15 protein-coding genes are annotated in these 16661 nt (G+C 65.6%); 10 read left to right on the top strand and 5 right to left on the bottom strand.

Features of this window, described 5'->3' with window-relative positions:
* Window positions 1-150: 150 nt before the first annotated feature.
* The 7 genes from NJQ44_RS10925 (at window position 151) to NJQ44_RS10895 (ending at window position 10907) form a co-directional block, all read left to right on the top strand.
* Window positions 151-2223, top strand: a complete 2073-nt coding sequence (locus tag NJQ44_RS10925) for a PrkA family serine protein kinase (RefSeq protein ID WP_254271385.1) — start codon at window positions 151-153, stop codon at window positions 2221-2223.
* Window positions 2224-4506 carry a PrkA family serine protein kinase gene (locus NJQ44_RS10920; protein WP_254271384.1) on the top strand — a complete coding sequence of 761 codons (2283 nt, stop codon included), beginning with the start codon at window positions 2224-2226 and terminating at the stop codon, window positions 4504-4506.
* On the top strand, window positions 4497-5810 hold the full coding sequence (locus NJQ44_RS10915; RefSeq protein ID WP_254271383.1) for a YeaH/YhbH family protein: 1314 nt from the start codon (window positions 4497-4499) through the stop codon (window positions 5808-5810). Before NJQ44_RS10920 ends, NJQ44_RS10915 begins: the two co-directional genes overlap by 10 nt.
* Window positions 5807-7840: a SpoVR family protein gene (locus NJQ44_RS10910; protein ID WP_254271382.1), complete on the top strand. Its 2034-nt coding sequence runs from the start codon at window positions 5807-5809 to the stop codon at window positions 7838-7840. Before NJQ44_RS10915 ends, NJQ44_RS10910 begins: the two co-directional genes overlap by 4 nt.
* A gap of 66 nt (window positions 7841-7906) precedes the next feature.
* A complete protein-coding gene (locus NJQ44_RS10905; protein WP_254271381.1) occupies window positions 7907-9187 on the top strand; it encodes an outer membrane protein assembly factor BamB family protein in 1281 nt (426 codons plus the stop codon).
* A gap of 48 nt (window positions 9188-9235) precedes the next feature.
* Window positions 9236-10507 carry a histidinol dehydrogenase gene (gene hisD / locus NJQ44_RS10900; RefSeq protein ID WP_254271380.1) on the top strand — a complete coding sequence of 424 codons (1272 nt, stop codon included), beginning with the start codon at window positions 9236-9238 and terminating at the stop codon, window positions 10505-10507.
* Between the two features lie 25 nt (window positions 10508-10532).
* Entirely contained in the window at window positions 10533-10907 is a 375-nt protein-coding gene (locus NJQ44_RS10895) for a HesB/IscA family protein (protein WP_254271379.1), read from the top strand.
* On the opposite strand, the gene NJQ44_RS10890 is transcribed toward NJQ44_RS10895, so the two are convergent.
* Complete coding sequence (locus tag NJQ44_RS10890) at window positions 10908-11108, bottom strand: dodecin (RefSeq protein WP_254271378.1); 201 nt, start codon at window positions 11106-11108, stop codon at window positions 10908-10910.
* Window positions 11109-11212: 104 nt separating this feature from the next.
* On the opposite strand from NJQ44_RS10890, the gene NJQ44_RS10885 reads away from it, so the two are divergent.
* On the top strand, window positions 11213-12667 hold the full coding sequence (locus tag NJQ44_RS10885; RefSeq protein ID WP_254271377.1) for an RtcB family protein: 1455 nt from the start codon (window positions 11213-11215) through the stop codon (window positions 12665-12667).
* 12 nt (window positions 12668-12679) lie between these two features.
* Here NJQ44_RS10885 and NJQ44_RS10880 read toward each other — a convergent pair whose 3' ends face one another.
* Window positions 12680-13114, bottom strand: coding sequence for a type IV pilin domain-containing protein (locus tag NJQ44_RS10880; RefSeq protein WP_254271376.1), 435 nt, complete (start codon window positions 13112-13114; stop codon window positions 12680-12682).
* A gap of 96 nt (window positions 13115-13210) precedes the next feature.
* On the opposite strand from NJQ44_RS10880, the gene NJQ44_RS10875 reads away from it, so the two are divergent.
* Entirely contained in the window at window positions 13211-14062 is an 852-nt protein-coding gene (locus tag NJQ44_RS10875; protein ID WP_254271375.1) for an eIF2B alpha/beta/delta subunit family protein, read from the top strand.
* Here NJQ44_RS10875 and NJQ44_RS10870 read toward each other — a convergent pair.
* Both NJQ44_RS10870 and NJQ44_RS10865 read right to left on the bottom strand, forming a co-directional pair.
* Window positions 14059-14253: a DUF8106 domain-containing protein gene (locus NJQ44_RS10870; RefSeq protein WP_254271374.1), complete on the bottom strand. Its 195-nt coding sequence runs from the start codon at window positions 14251-14253 to the stop codon at window positions 14059-14061. The genes NJQ44_RS10875 and NJQ44_RS10870 overlap by 4 nt on opposite strands.
* A gap of 124 nt (window positions 14254-14377) precedes the next feature.
* On the bottom strand, window positions 14378-15124 hold the full coding sequence (locus NJQ44_RS10865) for a proteasome assembly chaperone family protein (RefSeq protein ID WP_254271373.1): 747 nt from the start codon (window positions 15122-15124) through the stop codon (window positions 14378-14380).
* Window positions 15125-15200: 76 nt separating this feature from the next.
* Here NJQ44_RS10865 and NJQ44_RS10860 point away from each other — a divergent pair, with 76 nt between their 5' ends.
* The gene (locus tag NJQ44_RS10860) at window positions 15201-16235 is read left to right on the top strand and encodes a mechanosensitive ion channel family protein (protein ID WP_254271372.1); all 1035 of its coding nucleotides are present in this window, start codon (window positions 15201-15203) and stop codon (window positions 16233-16235) included.
* On the opposite strand, the gene NJQ44_RS10855 is transcribed toward NJQ44_RS10860, so the two are convergent.
* Complete coding sequence (locus tag NJQ44_RS10855) at window positions 16220-16639, bottom strand: universal stress protein (protein WP_254271371.1); 420 nt, start codon at window positions 16637-16639, stop codon at window positions 16220-16222. The two genes, NJQ44_RS10860 and NJQ44_RS10855, sit on opposite strands and share 16 nt — an antisense overlap.
* Window positions 16640-16661 lie beyond the last annotated feature (22 nt).

The following is a 16661-nucleotide window of genomic DNA, read 5'->3' as shown; positions in this document are numbered from 1 at the left end:
AAGGTATACAACCCGACCCGCGTTGACGGGTCCTGCCCCGGCCGCCCGCCTGCACGCACGGAGCGCCAGTCGGGGGAAGACGTGTGCTGGGTCCGACACGGTCGCGCCGACACGTGGTGCGCCATCGCGTGCCGAATTCATCGAGATAGCATGAGCAAGAACAAAGAGACACTCGAAGCGCTGAGCAAGGAGTACCAAGACACGATACCGGCGGACCTCCGAAAAACCCGGAGTTTCGAATGGTATCTCGAACAGCTCTACGACGAACCCCGTATCGCCCGGAACGCCCACCAACGGGTCGCGGACATGTTCGACTACTACGGGACGGCCTACGACGAGGACGCGGGCGTCGTCGAGTACGAAATCGCGAGCGACGACCCGCTCCACGACGGCGAGAACACCTTCTACGGACGTGAGGTCCACGAGGCCATCCACGAGTTCGTCAACAAGGTCAAATCCGGCGCGCGGGGACTCGGTCCCGAAAAACGCATCAAACTCCTGCTCGGTCCGGTCGGGTCGGGGAAATCCGACTTCGACCGGCAGGTCAGGACCTACTACGAAGACTACACCCGCCGCGACGAGGGGCGGATGTACACCTTCCGCTGGACGAACCTCTGTGACGTGGTCCACGACCAGGACCCCGGCGACGACCTCGTCCGCTCGCCGATGAACCAGGACCCCCTCGTCTTGCTCCCGCAGGACCAGCGAGACAGGGTCATCGAGCAGATAAACGAGGAACTGGACGCCCCCTACACCATCCGTAACGAGCAAGCGCTGGACCCCGCCTCCGAATTCTACATGGACCAGTTGCTGGCCCACTACGACGACGACTTACAGGCGGTCCTGGAGAACCACGTCGAGATAATCCGTTTCGTCGCCGACGAGAACCAGCGACAGGGTATCGAGACGTTCGAGCCAAAGGACAAGAAGAACCAGGACGAGACGGAACTGACGGGCGACGTCAACTACTCGAAAATCGCCATCTACGGCGAGAGCGACCCGCGGGCGTTCGACTACTCCGGCGCGTTCTGTAACGCCAACCGCGGCATCTTCTCCGGCGAGGAACTGCTGAAACTCCAGCGGGAGTTCCTCTACGACTTCCTGCACGCGAGTCAGGAACAGACCATCAAGCCGAAGAACAACCCCCGTATCGACATCGACCAGGTCATCGTCGGCCGGACGAACATGCCCGAGTACCGGGACAAGAAGGGCGACGAGAAGATGGAGGCGTTCAACGACCGGACGAAACGCATCGACTTCCCGTACGTCCTCCAGTACGAGGAGGAGGCGAAGATTTACCGGAAGATGCTCCGGAACGCAGACCTGCCGGACATCCACGTCGAACCGCACTCGCTGGAGATGGCGGGCCTGTTCGGCGTCCTGACCCGCATCGAGGAACCCGACACCGAGTCCGTCGACCTGGTCCAGAAGGCGAAGGCCTACAACGGCGAGATAGACGAGGCCGACGACATCGACGTGAAGAAACTCCGCGAGGAGGCCGACAAGATGGCCGACATCGGCGAGGGGATGGACGGCGTCTCCCCGCGGTTCATCGGCGACGAAATCGCCGAGGCCATCATGGACTCGATGCACCGCGACCGGCAGTTCCTCTCGCCGCTGACGACGTTCAATCACCTCGAAGGCAACTTGGAGAACCACGGCTCCATCGACGAGGAGTCCTTCGACGAGTACTACCGCTTCCTCGAACTCGTCCGCGAGGAGTACAAAGAGCGGGCCATCGAGGACGTGCGCCACGCCCTGGCCTACGACATGGACGAGATTCAGCGGCAGGGCGAGAAGTACATGGACCACGTGATGGCGTACATCGACGACGCGACCGTCGAGGACGAACTCACGGGCCGCGAACAGGAACCGGACGAACAGTTCCTCCGCTCCGTCGAGGAGAAACTCGAACTGCCCGAGGACCGGAAAGACGACTTCCGCCAAGAGGTGTCCAACTGGGTCTCCCGCAGAGCGCGCGAGGGCGACACGTTCAATCCGCAGGACAACGACCGCCTGCGCCGCGCCCTGGAACGCAAACTCTGGGAGGACAAGAAGCACAACATCAACTTCTCGGCGCTGGTGTCGTCCGGCGAGATGGACGACGACGAGCGCAACCAGTGGATAGACGCCCTCATCGAACAGGGCTACTCCGAGGCGGGCGCGCGAGAAGTGCTCGAATTCGCCGGCGCGGAGGTCGCCAAGAGCGAGATGGAGGACTAGATGAGCGGCGAGGAGTACATCGGCCGGGCGGACGAGTCCCTCGACGCCACCTACGAGGCCCCGATGAGCCTCGCGCAGTACGTCGACACCGTCCTCGAGACGCCCGAGATAGCGGCACACGCCTCGAAGTACCTGCTCGCGGCCATCGAGGCGGCGGGCACGCGGACCGTCATCGAGGAGGGCGACGAGAAGGAGCGCTACCGCTTCTTCGACGACCCGCACAACGACGGCGAGCACGCCATCCTCGGCAACACCGAGGTGCTGAACGCGTTCGTCGACGACCTGCGCTCCATCGCGGCGGGACGGGGCAAAGACGAGAAAATCGTCTGGCTCGAAGGGCCGACGGCGACCGGGAAGTCCGAACTGAAGCGGTGTCTCATCAACGGCCTTCGAGAGTACTCGAAGACGCCCGAGGGTCGACGGTACACCGTTGAATGGAACGTCGCCGGGGCGGGCGCGAGCGACAGCGCCCTGACCTACGGCGATTCGCCGGTCCAAGACGAGGACGACTGGTACGAGAGTCCCGTCCAAGTCCACCCGCTGACCGTCTTCCCCGCCGACGTGCGGGCGGACTTGCTGGCCGAACTGAACGAGCGACTCGACGACCACATCGAGATTCGGGTCGAGGGCGAACTGGACCCCTTCTCGCGCGAAGCGTACGAGTTCCTCGAAGAGCAGTACCGCCGAGAGGGAGTCGAAGACCTGTTCTCGGCGGTCACCGACCCGTCGCATCTGCGGGTGAAGAACTTCGTCGTCGACGTGGGCCGGGGCATCGGTATCCTCCACTCCGAGGACGAGGGGACGCCGAAGGAGCGACTCGTCGGGTCGTGGATGCACGGGATGCTCCGCGAACTCGACTCGCGGGGCCGGAAGAACCCGCAAGCGTTCTCCTACGACGGCGTCCTCTCGCAGGGCAACGGCCTGCTGACCGTCGTCGAAGACGCCGCTCAGCACGCCGACCTGCTCCAGAAACTGCTGAACGTGCCCGACGAGAGTCGAGTGAAACTGGACAAGGGCATCGGGATGGACGTGGACACGCAGTTGGTCATCATCTCGAACCCCGACCTGGAAGCCCAGTTGAACCAGCACGCCGAACGCGAGGGACAGGACCCGCTGAAGGCGCTGAAACGACGCCTGGACAAACACGAGTTCACGTACCTGACGAACCTCTCCTTGGAGGCCCAACTGCTCCGACGGGAACTGACCAACGAGACGCAGGTCTGGGACCCCGAGTCGTGGGAGCAGTTGGAGACGTGGATTCAGGAGCCGGTCACCGTCGCCGTGCGCGACGACATCGAGACGGCCACCGAGAAGGAACTGGCTCCGCACACCATCGAGGCGGCGGCGCTGTACGCCGTCGTCTCCCGTCTCGACGGGACGAACGTCCCGAACGGGTTGGACCTCGTGGACAAGGCGCTGTTGTTCGACCGCGGCTACCTGATGGAGGGCGACGAGCGAGTCGACATCGAGGACTACGACTTGGAGACGACAGACCGGGACGGCGACCACGGCATCCCCGTGACGTACGTCCGGGACATCGTCGCCGACCTCTTACACGAGACGCAGGACCGCCACCATCCGGACCTCCCCGTCGAACACGTCATCATGCCCCGCGACGTGCTGAACGCGATTGCCGAGGGGATGGGTGACGCCCCCGTGTTCTCGACCACCGAAGCGAGCGAGAACGAGGAGCGCGTCGTGCCCGTGAAAAACCACATCTTCGGCGAACAGGAGCGGGACGTGTTGGACGCGATGATGCGCGATAAGCGGGTCGACGAGGCCACCGTCGAGGAGTACATCGAGCAGGTGTACGCGTGGGCCTCCGACGACAAGATAGAGAACGAGCGCGGCGAGTACGTCGACCCGGACCCCCTGAAGATGAAGGTGTTCGAGATAGAGCACCTCGGGCGGTTCGACGAGTCGAACTACGCGAACAACGACCCCGACGAGGCGGTCGCCGCGTTCCGGACGGACAAGATAATCACGGCGCTGAACCGCCACGCGTGGCAGCGCCGCGACGAGGAGTTCCGGGTCGCCGACGTGAACCCGAAGGAGATCCCCGTCATCAAGACCGTGCTCGGGAGCCACGACTGGGACGACGTGAAGCGGACCTACGAGGACTTCGACCCACGGCAGTGGGACACCCCGCCGTCGGGGACCGAGACGGCCCGCATCAAGGAGCAGACGATAGCGAACATGGTCGACATGCACGGCTACAGCGAGGCGGCGGCGGAACTGACCAGCCGTCACGTCATGAATCAGGTGAGTTACCGATGGGACTGAAAGACGACCTCGAACGCTACCGCGAAGTCGGCGAGGAGCGCCGACAGGACCTCGCAGAGTTCATCCAGTACGGCGACTTGGGACAGTCCCGCGGCGACGAAGTCCGCATCCCCATCAAAATCGTCGACCTGCCGGAGTTCGCCTACGACCAGCGGGACAAGGGCGGCGTCGGGCAGGGCGAGGGCGCGCAACCGGGCGACCCCGTCGGTCAGCCACAACCACAACCGGGCGACGGCGACGAGGACGGCGACCCCGGCGAGGAGGGCGGCGAACACGAGTACTACGAGATGGACCCCGAGGAGTTCGCCCAGGAACTCGACGAGCAACTCGGTTTGGACCTCGAACCGAAGGGCAAGAAGGTCATCGAGGAGAAGGAAGGCGACTTCACGGACATCACCCGCACCGGCCCGTCCTCGACGCTGGACTTCGAGCGCCTGTTCAAACAGGGGCTGAAGCGGAAACTGGCGATGGACTTCGACGAGGACTACGTCCGCGAGGCATTGCGAGTCGACGGCTGGGGACCGGCGACGGTGTTCGAGTGGGCGCGCGGTAAGAACATCCCCGTCTCGAAGGCGTGGATAGACGACGCCTACGACGACATCCCGGCCGACGAGAAGGGGACGTGGGACTCCATCGAGGAGATGGAGGAGAACGTCGACCAGGTGTCGACGCCCCAGCGCATCCGCCGTGAGGGGGTCGACGAGATTCCGTTCCGGCGGGAGGACGAGCGCTACCGCTACCCCGAAATCGTCGAGGAGCGCGAGAAGAACGTCGTCGTCGTCAACATCCGCGACGTGTCCGGGTCGATGCGACAGAAGAAGCGCGAACTCGTCGAGCGGACGTTCACGCCGCTGGACTGGTACCTCACCGGGAAGTACGACAACGCCGAGTTCGTCTACATCGCCCACGACGCCGACGCGTGGGAGGTCGACCGCGAGGAGTTCTTCGGCATCCGGTCGGGCGGTGGCACCCGAATATCCAGCGCGTACGCTCTAGCGGCCGAGATACTGGAGGAGGAGTACCCGTGGAGCGAGTGGAACCGCTACGTCTTCGCGGCCGGTGACTCCGAGAACTCCTCGAACGACACCGAGGAGCGCGTCATCCCGATGATGCGCGAGATTCCCGCGAACCTCCACGCCTACGTGGAGACCCAACCCAGCGGGAACGCCATCAACGCCACCCACGCCGAGGAGGTCGAACGAAGCTTCCGCGACAGCGACAACGTCGCGGTGGCGTACGTCTCCTCGCCGGAGGACGTGGTCGAAGCGATTTACGAGATACTGAGCACGGAGGACGACGGATGAGCACCGACGACAGATTCGCGAAGCAACGCATCGCCGACGACCTGGAAGAACCGGTCCGGGAAGCGGGCAACCTCGCCCGCCGACTCGGACTGACGCCGTACCCGGTGAACTACTGGGTCGTCGACTACGACGAGATGAACGAACTCATCGCCTACGGCGGGTTCCAGAAACGATATCCGCACTGGCGCTGGGGGATGCAGTACGACCGCCAGCAAAAGCAGGGGCAGTTCCTCGGCGGGAAGGCCTTCGAAATCGTCAACAACGACGACCCGGCCCACGCGTTCCTCCAAGAGTCGAACACGCTGGCCGACCAGAAGGCGGTCATCACCCACGTCGAAGCCCACGGCGACTTCTTCGCCAACAACGAGTGGTTCGGGATGTTCAGCGACGGCGCGCCGCGGTCGGCGGGCGAGGCGGGACGCGACAGAGGCCCGGACGCCGCCGGAATGTTGGCCCGGCACGCCGACACCATCCGGGAGTACATGCAGGACCCGGACATCGACCGGGGCGAAGTCGAGCGGTTCATCGACCACGTCCTCTGTCTGGAGGACAACATCGACCAGCACGAACCGTACAGCCCGGTCGAGACGGCGGACGAACACTTCGAGGACATCGAGGGCGTCGACGTGGCCGACCAACTCGACGAACTGGACCTCTCCGAGGAGGTCAAGCGGCAGGTGTTCGACGACGAGTGGTTGGACGCCCAGCGCGACGACGAGGACGGCATCTCCTTCCCTGCCCACCCCGAGAAGGACGTGCTCGGCTTCCTTCGCAAGCACGGGATGGCTTACGACGAGAGCGCCGGGAAGGCCGTCGACATGGAGGACTGGCAGAAGGACATCTTGGAGATGCTCCGCCGGGAGGCGTACTACTTCGCTCCGCAGAAGATGACGAAGGTGATGAACGAGGGCTGGGCGGCCTACTGGGAGTCGCTCATGATGACCGGCGAGCGGTTCGCGGGCGACGACGAGTTCGTCCTCTACGCCGACCACATGGCCCAGGTGCTGGGGTCGCCCGGACTGAACCCGTACAAACTCGGCATGGAGATATGGGAGTACGTCGAGAACACGGAGAACCGTCGGGAAATCGTCGAGCGCCTGCTCCGCGTCGACGGGGTCACGTGGCGGGCGTTCCACGACGTGGTGGACTTCGGAGCGGTCCAGGACCTGCTCGAACCGCCCGCGTGGCTACGCGACGTGGCGGGCCATCTGGACGAACTGGACCCAGACGACCCCCGCGTCGACGCCGAGGGACTCGAACAGGCCCGTGGCGGCGAGATAGACGTGGAGAAATATCCGTGGAAGGTCCTCACCTACGAGGGACTGGCCCAGCGACACTACTCGCTCGTAAAGCCCCAGTATCGCGGGTTCGTCTCGCGAGTCAGCCAGTCCGAACTCGAACGCGTCTCGCGGTACATGTTCGACGACTCGCGTTACGAAAGCGTCGAAGACGCCCTCGCGGACGTGGACTACACTCGCGGCTGGGAGCGGATGCGCGAGATTCGCGAGAGCCACAACGACGTGACGTTCTTGGACGAATTCCTCACGCAGGAGTTCGTCGACGACAACGACTACTTCACCTACGAGTACACCCACGCTTCCGGGGACTACCGGGTCACGTCGACGGACCACGAGGACGTGAAGAAGAAACTGATGCTCAACTTCACGAACTTCGGGAAGCCCACCGTCGTCGTCGAGGACGGCAACTACCGCAACCGGAACGAACTGCTGCTGGCCCACCAGTACAACGGCGTCATGCTGGACCTGAGTCAGGCTCAGAGCGTCCTCAAGCGCGTCTTCGAGTTGTGGGGCCGCCCGGTGAACCTCCTCACCATCGTCAAGGAGTTCGACGACCACGACATCGAGGTGGCGAAGCGCCGCGACCGGGAACCGGAACCCAAGGAAGTGGGTAAGCGAATCCGCTACGACGGCGACCAGATTACTGTCGAGGACGTGTCGTGGGAGGCGGTCGAACACCTCGCGGCGACGGACATCGACTACAACACGAAACCCGACGAGTGGCTGGCCTGACCGGTCGCTCAAAGCGCGTTCAGAGTCACCACAAGGCACGTACCCCGTCTGGGAGTACGACGGGCCATGCCCTCTCGACGAACCTTTCTGGCGCTCTCGGCGACGGCGGCCGTCGCCGGGTGCATGGACACCGCGCAGTCACCGACCGGTTCGACGCCGCAGAACGGAACCGACGGTAGCGGCGGCGAGTCGACACCTGATACAGAGAAAGCACAGACGATTACCGACCGCGCCAGCGCCGAACACGTCGCGTGGGCGCAGTCGCTGTCCGGCGCGGTGGTGAATCCGCCGACGCCAGCCAGCGACAGCGTGTACGTCGGCACCGACGCCGGAACGGTGGCGGCACTGTCTCCCGCAGACGGGACGACGCAGTGGACCTACGACGCCGAACGGAAGGTACAGCGCTCGCCGGTCGTCGGTGACGGAACGGTGGCCGCCATCGCCGGAGCGGACGGGCTGAACTCCGCACACGCGGCCCACGCCATCGACGCCGAGACCGGTGACCGGCGGTGGACGTTCTCGCCGACGGACTGGTGGCTCGACGTCGTCGGCACCGACGGCGACACCGCGTACGTCGCCACCGGAGACGACCACGTCCAGTCGTCGGGACAGACGCTGTACGCGCTCGCCTTAGGCGACGGGACCGAGCGGTGGGCCGCCGAAATCGGGGACCCGAGCGGTGGTCTCGTCACAGACGAGCGCGTGTACGTCCCGTCGTATGGCGTCCTCTACGCCGTCGGGAAGGACGGCACTCCCGCGTGGCAGTACGAGGTGGGCGAGTACCAGTTCCGGACCCTCTCGGTCGTCGATGACACCGTGGCGTTCGTGGACGCCGAAGACCCGCGGGAACCGACCGTCGTCGCCCTCGACCGGGAGACGGGCGAACAGCGGTGGTCATTCGAGGAGTGGAAGGCTTACACCACGCAGGCCGTCGGTGACCGACTGCTCGTCGGCGGGGACTCCGTCGCGAGCCTCGACCCGACGACCGGCGACGTGGAGTGGCGTGCCGACGTGCCCGCGACCATCTACGACGCGCCGGTGGCCGACGGCACGCTGTACGTCGTCAACGAGGACGCCGCGGCCATTTCGCTATCTGACGGGAGCGTCGAGTGGCGGACGCCCGTCGACGCGTACCTCGCTCGGCCCACGTGCCTGCTGGACGGCCAGTTGGTGATACAGCGCTCGGCGAGTCAGGACGACCGGGACCGGCACGTCCTCGCTCTCGACGCCGAGACGGGCGAGAGCGCGTGGTCCTACGCCGCCGAGTCGAGGCTCACCCGTCTGGTGGGCGGCGAGGCGTACGCCTTCGCCGGTGAGGACGAGACGGTGCTGGCTATCGCGCCCTGACCACCGCGAAAGGGAAACCCGTTTTTCCGCCCGTCTCGAACGGCGGGTATGAACGTACGCAGTGTCGCCGACCTCGGGCCGGACGAGCGGTCGGCGCTGTTCGACCGGGACGCGGGCGTCGACGCGGTGAGAGACGACGTGCGCGACATCGTCGGCCAGGTCCGCGAGGAGGGGGACGTGGCGCTTCGCCGCTTCGCCAGCGAGTTCGACGGCGTGGAAGTCGGGAACGTCGACATCACCGACGCCGCCGAACGCGCCTACGAGGAGATAGACGACGACGTGCGCGAGGCCATCGAGACGGCGGCCGCCAACATCCGCGCGTTCCACGAGCGACAGGTCCCCGAGGACTGGCGCGCGGACTTCGACGGCCGGGAACTCGGTCGCCGGTTCCGACCGCTGGACAGCGCGGGCGTCTACGCGCCGGGCGGCACGGCCGCCTACCCCTCCAGCGCCCTGATGGGCGTCATCCCCGCGAAGGTTGCGGGCGTCGACCACGTCGCCGTCGCGACGCCGCCCGCCGACGAGGTGAACCCCGTGACGCTGGCCGCGATTCACGTCGCCGGGGCGGACGCCGTCTATCAGGTCGGCGGCGCGCAGGCCATCGCGGCGCTGGCCTACGGGACCGAGACGGTCACGGCGACGGACATCGTCGTCGGCCCGGGCAACCGCTGGGTCACGGCCGCGAAGGCCGAAGTGCGGGGCGACGTGGCCATCGACTTCCTCGCTGGCCCGTCGGAAATCATGGTCGTCGCCGACGAGACGGCAAACCCCGAGTTCGTCGCGTCGGACCTCGTCGCGCAGGCCGAACACGACGAGAACGCCTCCGTCGTCGCGGTCACCGACGACGAGGGCCTCGCGGAGGCCGTCGCCGAGAGCGTCGAGGAACAGGCCGCCGAGCGCGAACGTGAATCCGTAATCGACGGTGCGCTCGCCAACGACGCCTCCGGCGTCTTCCTCGCCCGGTCGATGAGCGAAGCGGTGCTGTTCGCCGAGGAGTACGCCGCCGAACACCTCTCGATTCAGGCCGACGACGACGAGGCGCTACTGGACCGCATCCCCTCGGCGGGGTCCGTCTTCCTCGGGCCGTACAGCCCCGTCGCCGCGGGCGACTACGCCGCCGGGACGAACCACGTCCTGCCGACGGGCGGGAGCGCGCGGGTCACCGGCGGCCTCTCGGTGGACACGTTCGTTCGGTCGACGACGGTGCAACGCCTCTCCGAGGACGCACTGTCGGACTTGAGCGAGACGATTACGACGCTCGCCGAGGCCGAAGGGTTGGAAGCCCACGCCGAGAGCGTCCGAAAGCGGCGTCAGGATTAACACGCTCGGGAACGCATCTGCTTGTATGAGTAGCACTGCAGAGGACGGCGACTCTGAACTCGGCGGGTCCGACGTGGCCGTCACCGAGACGGCCGCCGCGGAAGCCCTCGACCTCTTGGAGAGCGAGGGGCTGGACACCGACGTGGCCGGTCTGCGCCTGTTCGTCCAGCAGGGCGGCTGTGCGGGCCTCTCGTACGGGATGCGATTCGAGCACGAACCGGAGGAGGGCGACAACGTCTTCGTTCGGAACGGTCTCCGCGTGTTCGTCGACGGCGCGAGTATCGACTACATCGAAGGCTCTGTCCTCGACTACGAAGGGGGACTGCAGGGCGCGGGGTTCCACGTCGAGAACCCCAACGTGGTCAGCGAGTGCGGGTGTGGCGAGTCCTTCCGGACCTGATTACTCTTCGAGTTCGAACGCCACCGTCACTTCCGCTTGGTACTCCCGACCCTCGACGCTCGCTATCTCGACGCCGAGTTCGTCCACTTCCACCCACTTCAGGTTGTCCAGTGTCCGCTCTGCGCGTTCGATGGCGTCGTCGGCGGCGGCGTCGAAGCTCTCTGGACTGGTTCCGATCAGGGTTATCTTCTTGAACACCATAGCGTGTTACCACGTCGCATGGTCTGGATATAAAGCTACGGACGGTCGACTCGCGGGACTGCCCGCACCACACCTCTTTGACCGCTGGGTGCGAACGTTCATCCATGTCGACATATACTGCCGGGGAGATAACGCTCGAACGGGTCCGGGAGTACGTCTGGGAGATTCCCAAGCAGGGGGAGATGCGCGTGCCAGCGCGGGTACTCGCGAGCGAGCAGTTGTTGGACGAGATTAGCGACGACAAGACACTCGAACAGTTACGGAACGTGGCCCACCTGCCGGGGATTCGCAAGCAGGCGCTGTGCATGCCCGACGGCCATCAGGGGTACGGCTTCCCCGTCGGCGGTGTCGCCGGAATCGACGCCGAGGAGGGCTGCATCTCGCCGGGCGGGGTCGGCTACGACATCAACTGTGGCGTCCGGATGCTGACGACGCCGCTCACCTACGACGACGTGCAGGGCCACGAGGAGGAACTCGTGAACCGACTGTTCGAGGCGATTCCGTCGGGACTCGGCGGGGGCGGCGTCTTCGAGGGGACGACCGCGGACATCGACGCCATTCTCGCCCGCGGGATGGACTGGGCGCTCGAACACGGCTACGCCACCGAGGCGGACCTCGAACACTGCGAGGACGAGGGGTATCGACCCGAGGCGGACCCGAGCGCAGTCTCGGACCGAGCGAAGGACCGCGGGGCGACGCAGGTGGGGTCGCTCGGGTCGGGCAATCACTTTCTGGAGGTCCAGCGGGTGACCGACGTGTTCCGCGAGGACGTGGCGCGCGAGTTCGGCCTCGAAGTCGACCAAATCGTCGTTCTCGTCCACTGCGGGTCTCGCGGCCTGGGGCATCAGGTGTGCACCGACTATCTGCGGCAGATAGAGAAACGGCACGGGGACTTGCTGGCAGAACTCCCCGACCGGGAACTGGCCGCCGCACCCGCCGGGTCGGAACTGGCGGAGTCGTACTACGGCGCGATGTGCGCGGCCATCAACTTCGCGTGGGTGAACCGGCAACTCATCACCCACCAGACGCGGACCGTGCTGACGGAGGTGTTCGACGTGCCGCGGTCGGACCTCCGACTGTTGTACGACGTGGCCCACAACATCGCGAAGAAGGAGGTCCACACCGTCGACGGCGAGGAGCGCGAACTGTTCGTCCACCGGAAAGGGGCGACCAGAGCGTTCCCGGCGGGGCGGCCGGAACTCCCGAAAGCGTACGCCGACGTGGGCCAACCGGTCATCATTCCGGGGAGCATGGGGGCCGGGTCGTACGTCCTCCGGGGCGGGGAACACTCGCTGGCCGAGACGTTCGGGTCGACGGCCCACGGGGCCGGACGGCTGATGAGCAGGACGCAGGCGAAAAAGCAGTACTGGGGCGAGGACGTGCGCGACGAACTGCGCGACCAACAGCACATCTACGTGAAGGCCCAGTCGGGCGCGACGGTTGCCGAGGAAGCGCCCGGGGTCTACAAGGACATCGACGAGGTGGTGCGAGTCTCCGACGCGCTGGGAATCGGCGACCGGGTCGCCCGGACGTTCCCGGTCTGCAACATCAAGGGCTGAGGCGGGACGGCGCTACGCGCCGGTCCACTGGTCCAGTTGGGTGCGGTTGCCGCTCTGGTTGTAGTAGATTGTGATGGTGTCTCGCGCGCTGACCCGCCGCCCATAGGCGTTGCCACTGCTCAACTGCGCGATGTCGCCCGGGTCGACCATCGACGTGTCGTTGCGGTTGGCGACGGCCGCCCACGTCGTCGTCTCCGAGGGTCCCTCGAACTCGATGCTGCCCGCTTCCAGCGAGTCGCCGCGACTGTGGGTGACGATGAGGATTTCGCCGTCGTCGATGTAGTCGTAGGTGAAGTTGGCCTGCGGGCCGCCGGTGTCGTCGGACTCGACGACGAGGACGTTCAGGCCGACGATAGAGGTGACGACGAGCGTCAACCCGATGAGGACGGCGACGCCTATCGACTCGGACATCCCCACGGTGTCGGCGCTGAAGCCCCCTCGTCCCATCGTTCGTGCGTAGGACATGGACAGAGGGCGTTATATCTTGTGGGGTCCGGGCGGGCGAGGGGAAAACACATATCGATTCGGGTCACAGTCCGCGATATGATAGACGAGACGGTCGAAGAAATCGAGGAGATGCAGACCCATAGCTCGTCGGTGGTCGCGATAAAAGCGGCCCGAGCGTTGCGAGTGCTGGCCGACCGGGAGTTCCCGACGGTCGAGGAGTATCTCCGCTCGCTCGAACGCAACAGCCACGCGTTCCGCCGGGCTAACCCATCCCACGCGTCGTTGCACACGACCCAGCGAGACATCGTCGAGATGGTCACGGACGCCGACCCGGCGGACGTCGAGACGGCGAAACAGCGGACCCTCGACGCCATCGACGCCGTCGTCGACGAAGTGGAATCGGCGAAAGACCGGGCGGGCGCGCGGGCGGCGGACCTCATCGCCGCCGACGACGTGCTCCTGACCCACGACTTCTCCTCGACGGTGCTGGCCGCCATCGACGACGCCCTCGCGGCGGGGGCGACGTTCGAGGTGTACGTCACGGAGTCGCGGCCGCGGTTCCTCGGGCGGAAGACGGCCCGAAAGCTCGCCGAGCGCGACGGCGTGGACGTGACGCTCATCATCGACAGCGCCGCGGGCCACTACCTTCAAGAGGTCGACCGGGTCCTCGTCGGGATGGACTGCATCGTCGAGGAGACGCTGTACAACCGCGTCGGGACCTATCCTATCGCGACGGCCGCCGCTCACTCGGAGGTACCGATGACCGTCGTCGGCGCCGACGCGAAGTTCGTCGACGGCGCGTTCGCCTTCGAGAACGAGTTCCGGTCGCCCGCGGAGGTGTTGCGCGAACCGGCGGAGGGGTTCGCCGTGGCGAATCCCGCCTACGACGCGACGCCGACGGCGCTACTCGATTCGGTCGTCACGGACGAAGAGATACGCGAGTACTAGCGGTCGCTGACGAGCGTCCGGCACTCCGGGCAGGTCAGCGACCGGGTGTCGCCGCGCCAGTCGACGTGCCAGTCCCCACCCACGGGACTCTCGTGACCGCACGTCGGGCAGAACAGCACGCCCTTCGGTCGGTTCTGCGGACACCGCTCGGTTCGAGTGGCGTCCACGGGGTGGGTTTCGGTGTGCGTCATCGTCTATATTCACGTCCCGGAGCCGCAAGTACTTGTTGGCGAACTGTTTGATTGTTCACGGAGAACCACCACGTACACCGATAATAAACGTGACAGACTCCTGACCTCGTGCGGGGGCGTCGGGTTACATATACATGCGGTCGTCGGGCGTGGCGTCCTCGTCGGCGGCGTCGATACGCTCTGCGAGCGCCCGGTACTGCGCTTCGACGGTGGCGGCGAACGCCGCCAGCGGTTCGGTGTCGATGTCGATACCGTGGGTCCGTGAGAGTGCGTCGAGGAGTCTGATGGCCGCCTCCGCGTCGGGGGCCTGCGGATGGGCGGGCGTCGTGAACACGCCGACCGGTCGCTCGTCGTCGTCGATACCGCGGGCGAGGAGGTCGGCGGTGACGCCGTCGACGAATCCGGTCCCCATCGGGGCGATGCTGGTGTCGGCGAGGAACCGTTCTTGATAGTCTTCCGTCGCGATGTAGAACGGGACGTGGTCCTCCGGACCGTGCGCGACGGGGACGCCGGAGAGAACAGTCAGATTCGACGGCGAGACGGCCGCACAGAGGTCTTCGATGGCGTCCGCAATCGAACCCGTCGACTGCAGGGGGACGAACCGCTCGGCGACGACGACAGCCAGCGACAACGGTCCACTGGCGTACACCCGCGTGTGGTGCCGCGGCGTCCCCTCGTCGAATGGGGTGATGGTCGGTGGGCCGCTATCGTCGAGATAGCCGACCTCGGAGAGCGGCAACTGGTCGGTGAGGTAGTCGACGGCGGTTAGCCCGGCGAGGCCGTACTCGGTGAATCCGACGACGAGCGTCTCGACGTCAGGAACCGTGGCGGTTAGCTCGAAGTGTGGTCGCTGGCGGTCATCCATTGCCATACTGGGGACTCGGTCGGTCCGGAGTAAGCGTTTGTGGAGGACAACCCTTTTCTCGCGGGGCCGTGCAGTCAGGCCCATGCGACCCGGTCCCGTCTGGGAATTCCAGACCTCTCCCACGCCGACGGACACGCCGACTGCGGCGGAGGCGACGCAGTCGTTGCTGTCGTGGCTCCCCTTCGCCGTCCCGAAGTGGGCCGCGCAACTCTTGGCGTCGCTGTTCGTCGTCATCCTCGCGTTCGTCACCGCCCGACTGGTGGTCCTGGTACTGGGTCGACGCATCGCGCAGCGGTTCCGGCGGCCGAGCGTCACGCGGACCATCCTTCGGGGTATCAGAGTCGGCGTCTTCCTGTTCGCGCTGTTCACCATCATGGGCATTTACGGGCTCAGTATCAGCGATATCGGACTCTCCGTAGCCGTCTTCTCCGCCGTTGTGGGTGTCGTCATCGCACCCATCGTGGGCAGTTTCATCTCGGGCGTGTTCCTACTCGCGGACCAACCGTACGAAATCGGGGACATGATAGAACTCGCCGACCGAAACCAGCGCGGTTTCGTCGAGGACATCACGCTTCGCCACACGAAAGTGTTCACGCTCGACAACACCTTCCTGGTCATCCCGAACGGGACGATGCGGGACCGCGACGTAATCAACTACTCCGCCGAGGACCCGCGGACGCGGCTCTCTTTGGACGTGCTCGTCACCTACGAGAGCGACATCGACGAGGCCCGGAGTCTCATCGAACAGGCGGCCCGGAGCGTCGACAACGTCATCGAGGGCGGGCCGAACATCCGCGTCGGTGGCGCGCGGTACCCGGCCGCGCCGACGGCGTACATCGAGTCGTTCGCCGACCACGGCGTCAACCTCCGCCTGCGCTACTGGGTGACCGAACCGTACAAACTACTGACCGCCCGTTCGAAGGTGCAGACGAACGTCTGGAGCCAACTGGACGACGCCGACGTGGAGATAGCGTACCCCCACTCGCACCTCTACTTCGACGAGACGAGCGGGGAGATGCAGGTGTCAGTCGCGGAACGGGGGGCGGAGACGTTGGCTGGTGGCCAGTCCTCCGACGGGCAGTTGTCGGACGACGACGCGGACTACCGCGAAGACTGAACCTCGGGGCTAACGGTCACCACGTCGCAGTCGAGTTCGTCCCGGAGGAAATGTTCGATGTCCGGGTCGTCGACGAGGCGGCGAATCATGTCGCGCCATCGACTCACCTGTTTCGTGCCGATGACGACAACGTCGGCGTCCTGCGCGACGACTTCGTCGAGTATCGTCTCCTCGACGAGCATCCCCGAGCGGACGACGTAGCGCGTCCGCGGGAGGTAGCCGAACTCCTTCTCGACGGCGGTTTTCAGTTGCGACCGGGACACTCTGTGGCCGTTTTGATAGAGATTCACGTGCAGGACTGTCAGGTCCGCGTCGTCTTCTTCGGCGACCGCAATTCCTTCGGCGAGCGTCGCGCGCGAATTTTCGGAGAGCGGATAGCGAACGGGGACGACGACCTGTGGCATCACCGAGAAATTTGACAGCCGG

It is taken from the genome of Haloarcula marina, from assembly GCF_024218775.1.
Lineage (GTDB): Archaea > Halobacteriota > Halobacteria > Halobacteriales > Haloarculaceae > Haloarcula > Haloarcula marina.
This window is presented reverse-complemented; position numbering and strand designations above follow the sequence as displayed.

What these genes read in the sequence shown, in the direction of transcription:
- NJQ44_RS10925 (WP_254271385.1), top strand. Translation starts at nt 151, where the DNA reads ATGAGCAAGAACAAAGAGACACTCGAAGCGCTGAGCAAGGAGTACCAA.
- NJQ44_RS10920 (WP_254271384.1), top strand. Translation starts at nt 2,224, where the DNA reads ATGAGCGGCGAGGAGTACATCGGCCGGGCGGACGAGTCCCTCGACGCC.
- NJQ44_RS10915 (WP_254271383.1), top strand. Translation starts at nt 4,497, where the DNA reads ATGGGACTGAAAGACGACCTCGAACGCTACCGCGAAGTCGGCGAGGAG.
- NJQ44_RS10910 (WP_254271382.1), top strand. Translation starts at nt 5,807, where the DNA reads ATGAGCACCGACGACAGATTCGCGAAGCAACGCATCGCCGACGACCTG.
- NJQ44_RS10905 (WP_254271381.1), top strand. Translation starts at nt 7,907, where the DNA reads ATGCCCTCTCGACGAACCTTTCTGGCGCTCTCGGCGACGGCGGCCGTC.
- hisD (WP_254271380.1), top strand. Translation starts at nt 9,236, where the DNA reads ATGAACGTACGCAGTGTCGCCGACCTCGGGCCGGACGAGCGGTCGGCG.
- NJQ44_RS10895 (WP_254271379.1), top strand. Translation starts at nt 10,533, where the DNA reads ATGAGTAGCACTGCAGAGGACGGCGACTCTGAACTCGGCGGGTCCGAC.
- NJQ44_RS10890 (WP_254271378.1), bottom strand. Translation starts at nt 11,108, where the DNA reads ATGGTGTTCAAGAAGATAACCCTGATCGGAACCAGTCCAGAGAGCTTC.
- NJQ44_RS10885 (WP_254271377.1), top strand. Translation starts at nt 11,213, where the DNA reads ATGTCGACATATACTGCCGGGGAGATAACGCTCGAACGGGTCCGGGAG.
- NJQ44_RS10880 (WP_254271376.1), bottom strand. Translation starts at nt 13,114, where the DNA reads ATGGGACGAGGGGGCTTCAGCGCCGACACCGTGGGGATGTCCGAGTCG.
- NJQ44_RS10875 (WP_254271375.1), top strand. Translation starts at nt 13,211, where the DNA reads ATGATAGACGAGACGGTCGAAGAAATCGAGGAGATGCAGACCCATAGC.
- NJQ44_RS10870 (WP_254271374.1), bottom strand. Translation starts at nt 14,253, where the DNA reads ATGACGCACACCGAAACCCACCCCGTGGACGCCACTCGAACCGAGCGG.
- NJQ44_RS10865 (WP_254271373.1), bottom strand. Translation starts at nt 15,124, where the DNA reads ATGGCAATGGATGACCGCCAGCGACCACACTTCGAGCTAACCGCCACG.
- NJQ44_RS10860 (WP_254271372.1), top strand. Translation starts at nt 15,201, where the DNA reads ATGCGACCCGGTCCCGTCTGGGAATTCCAGACCTCTCCCACGCCGACG.
- NJQ44_RS10855 (WP_254271371.1), bottom strand. Translation starts at nt 16,639, where the DNA reads ATGCCACAGGTCGTCGTCCCCGTTCGCTATCCGCTCTCCGAAAATTCG.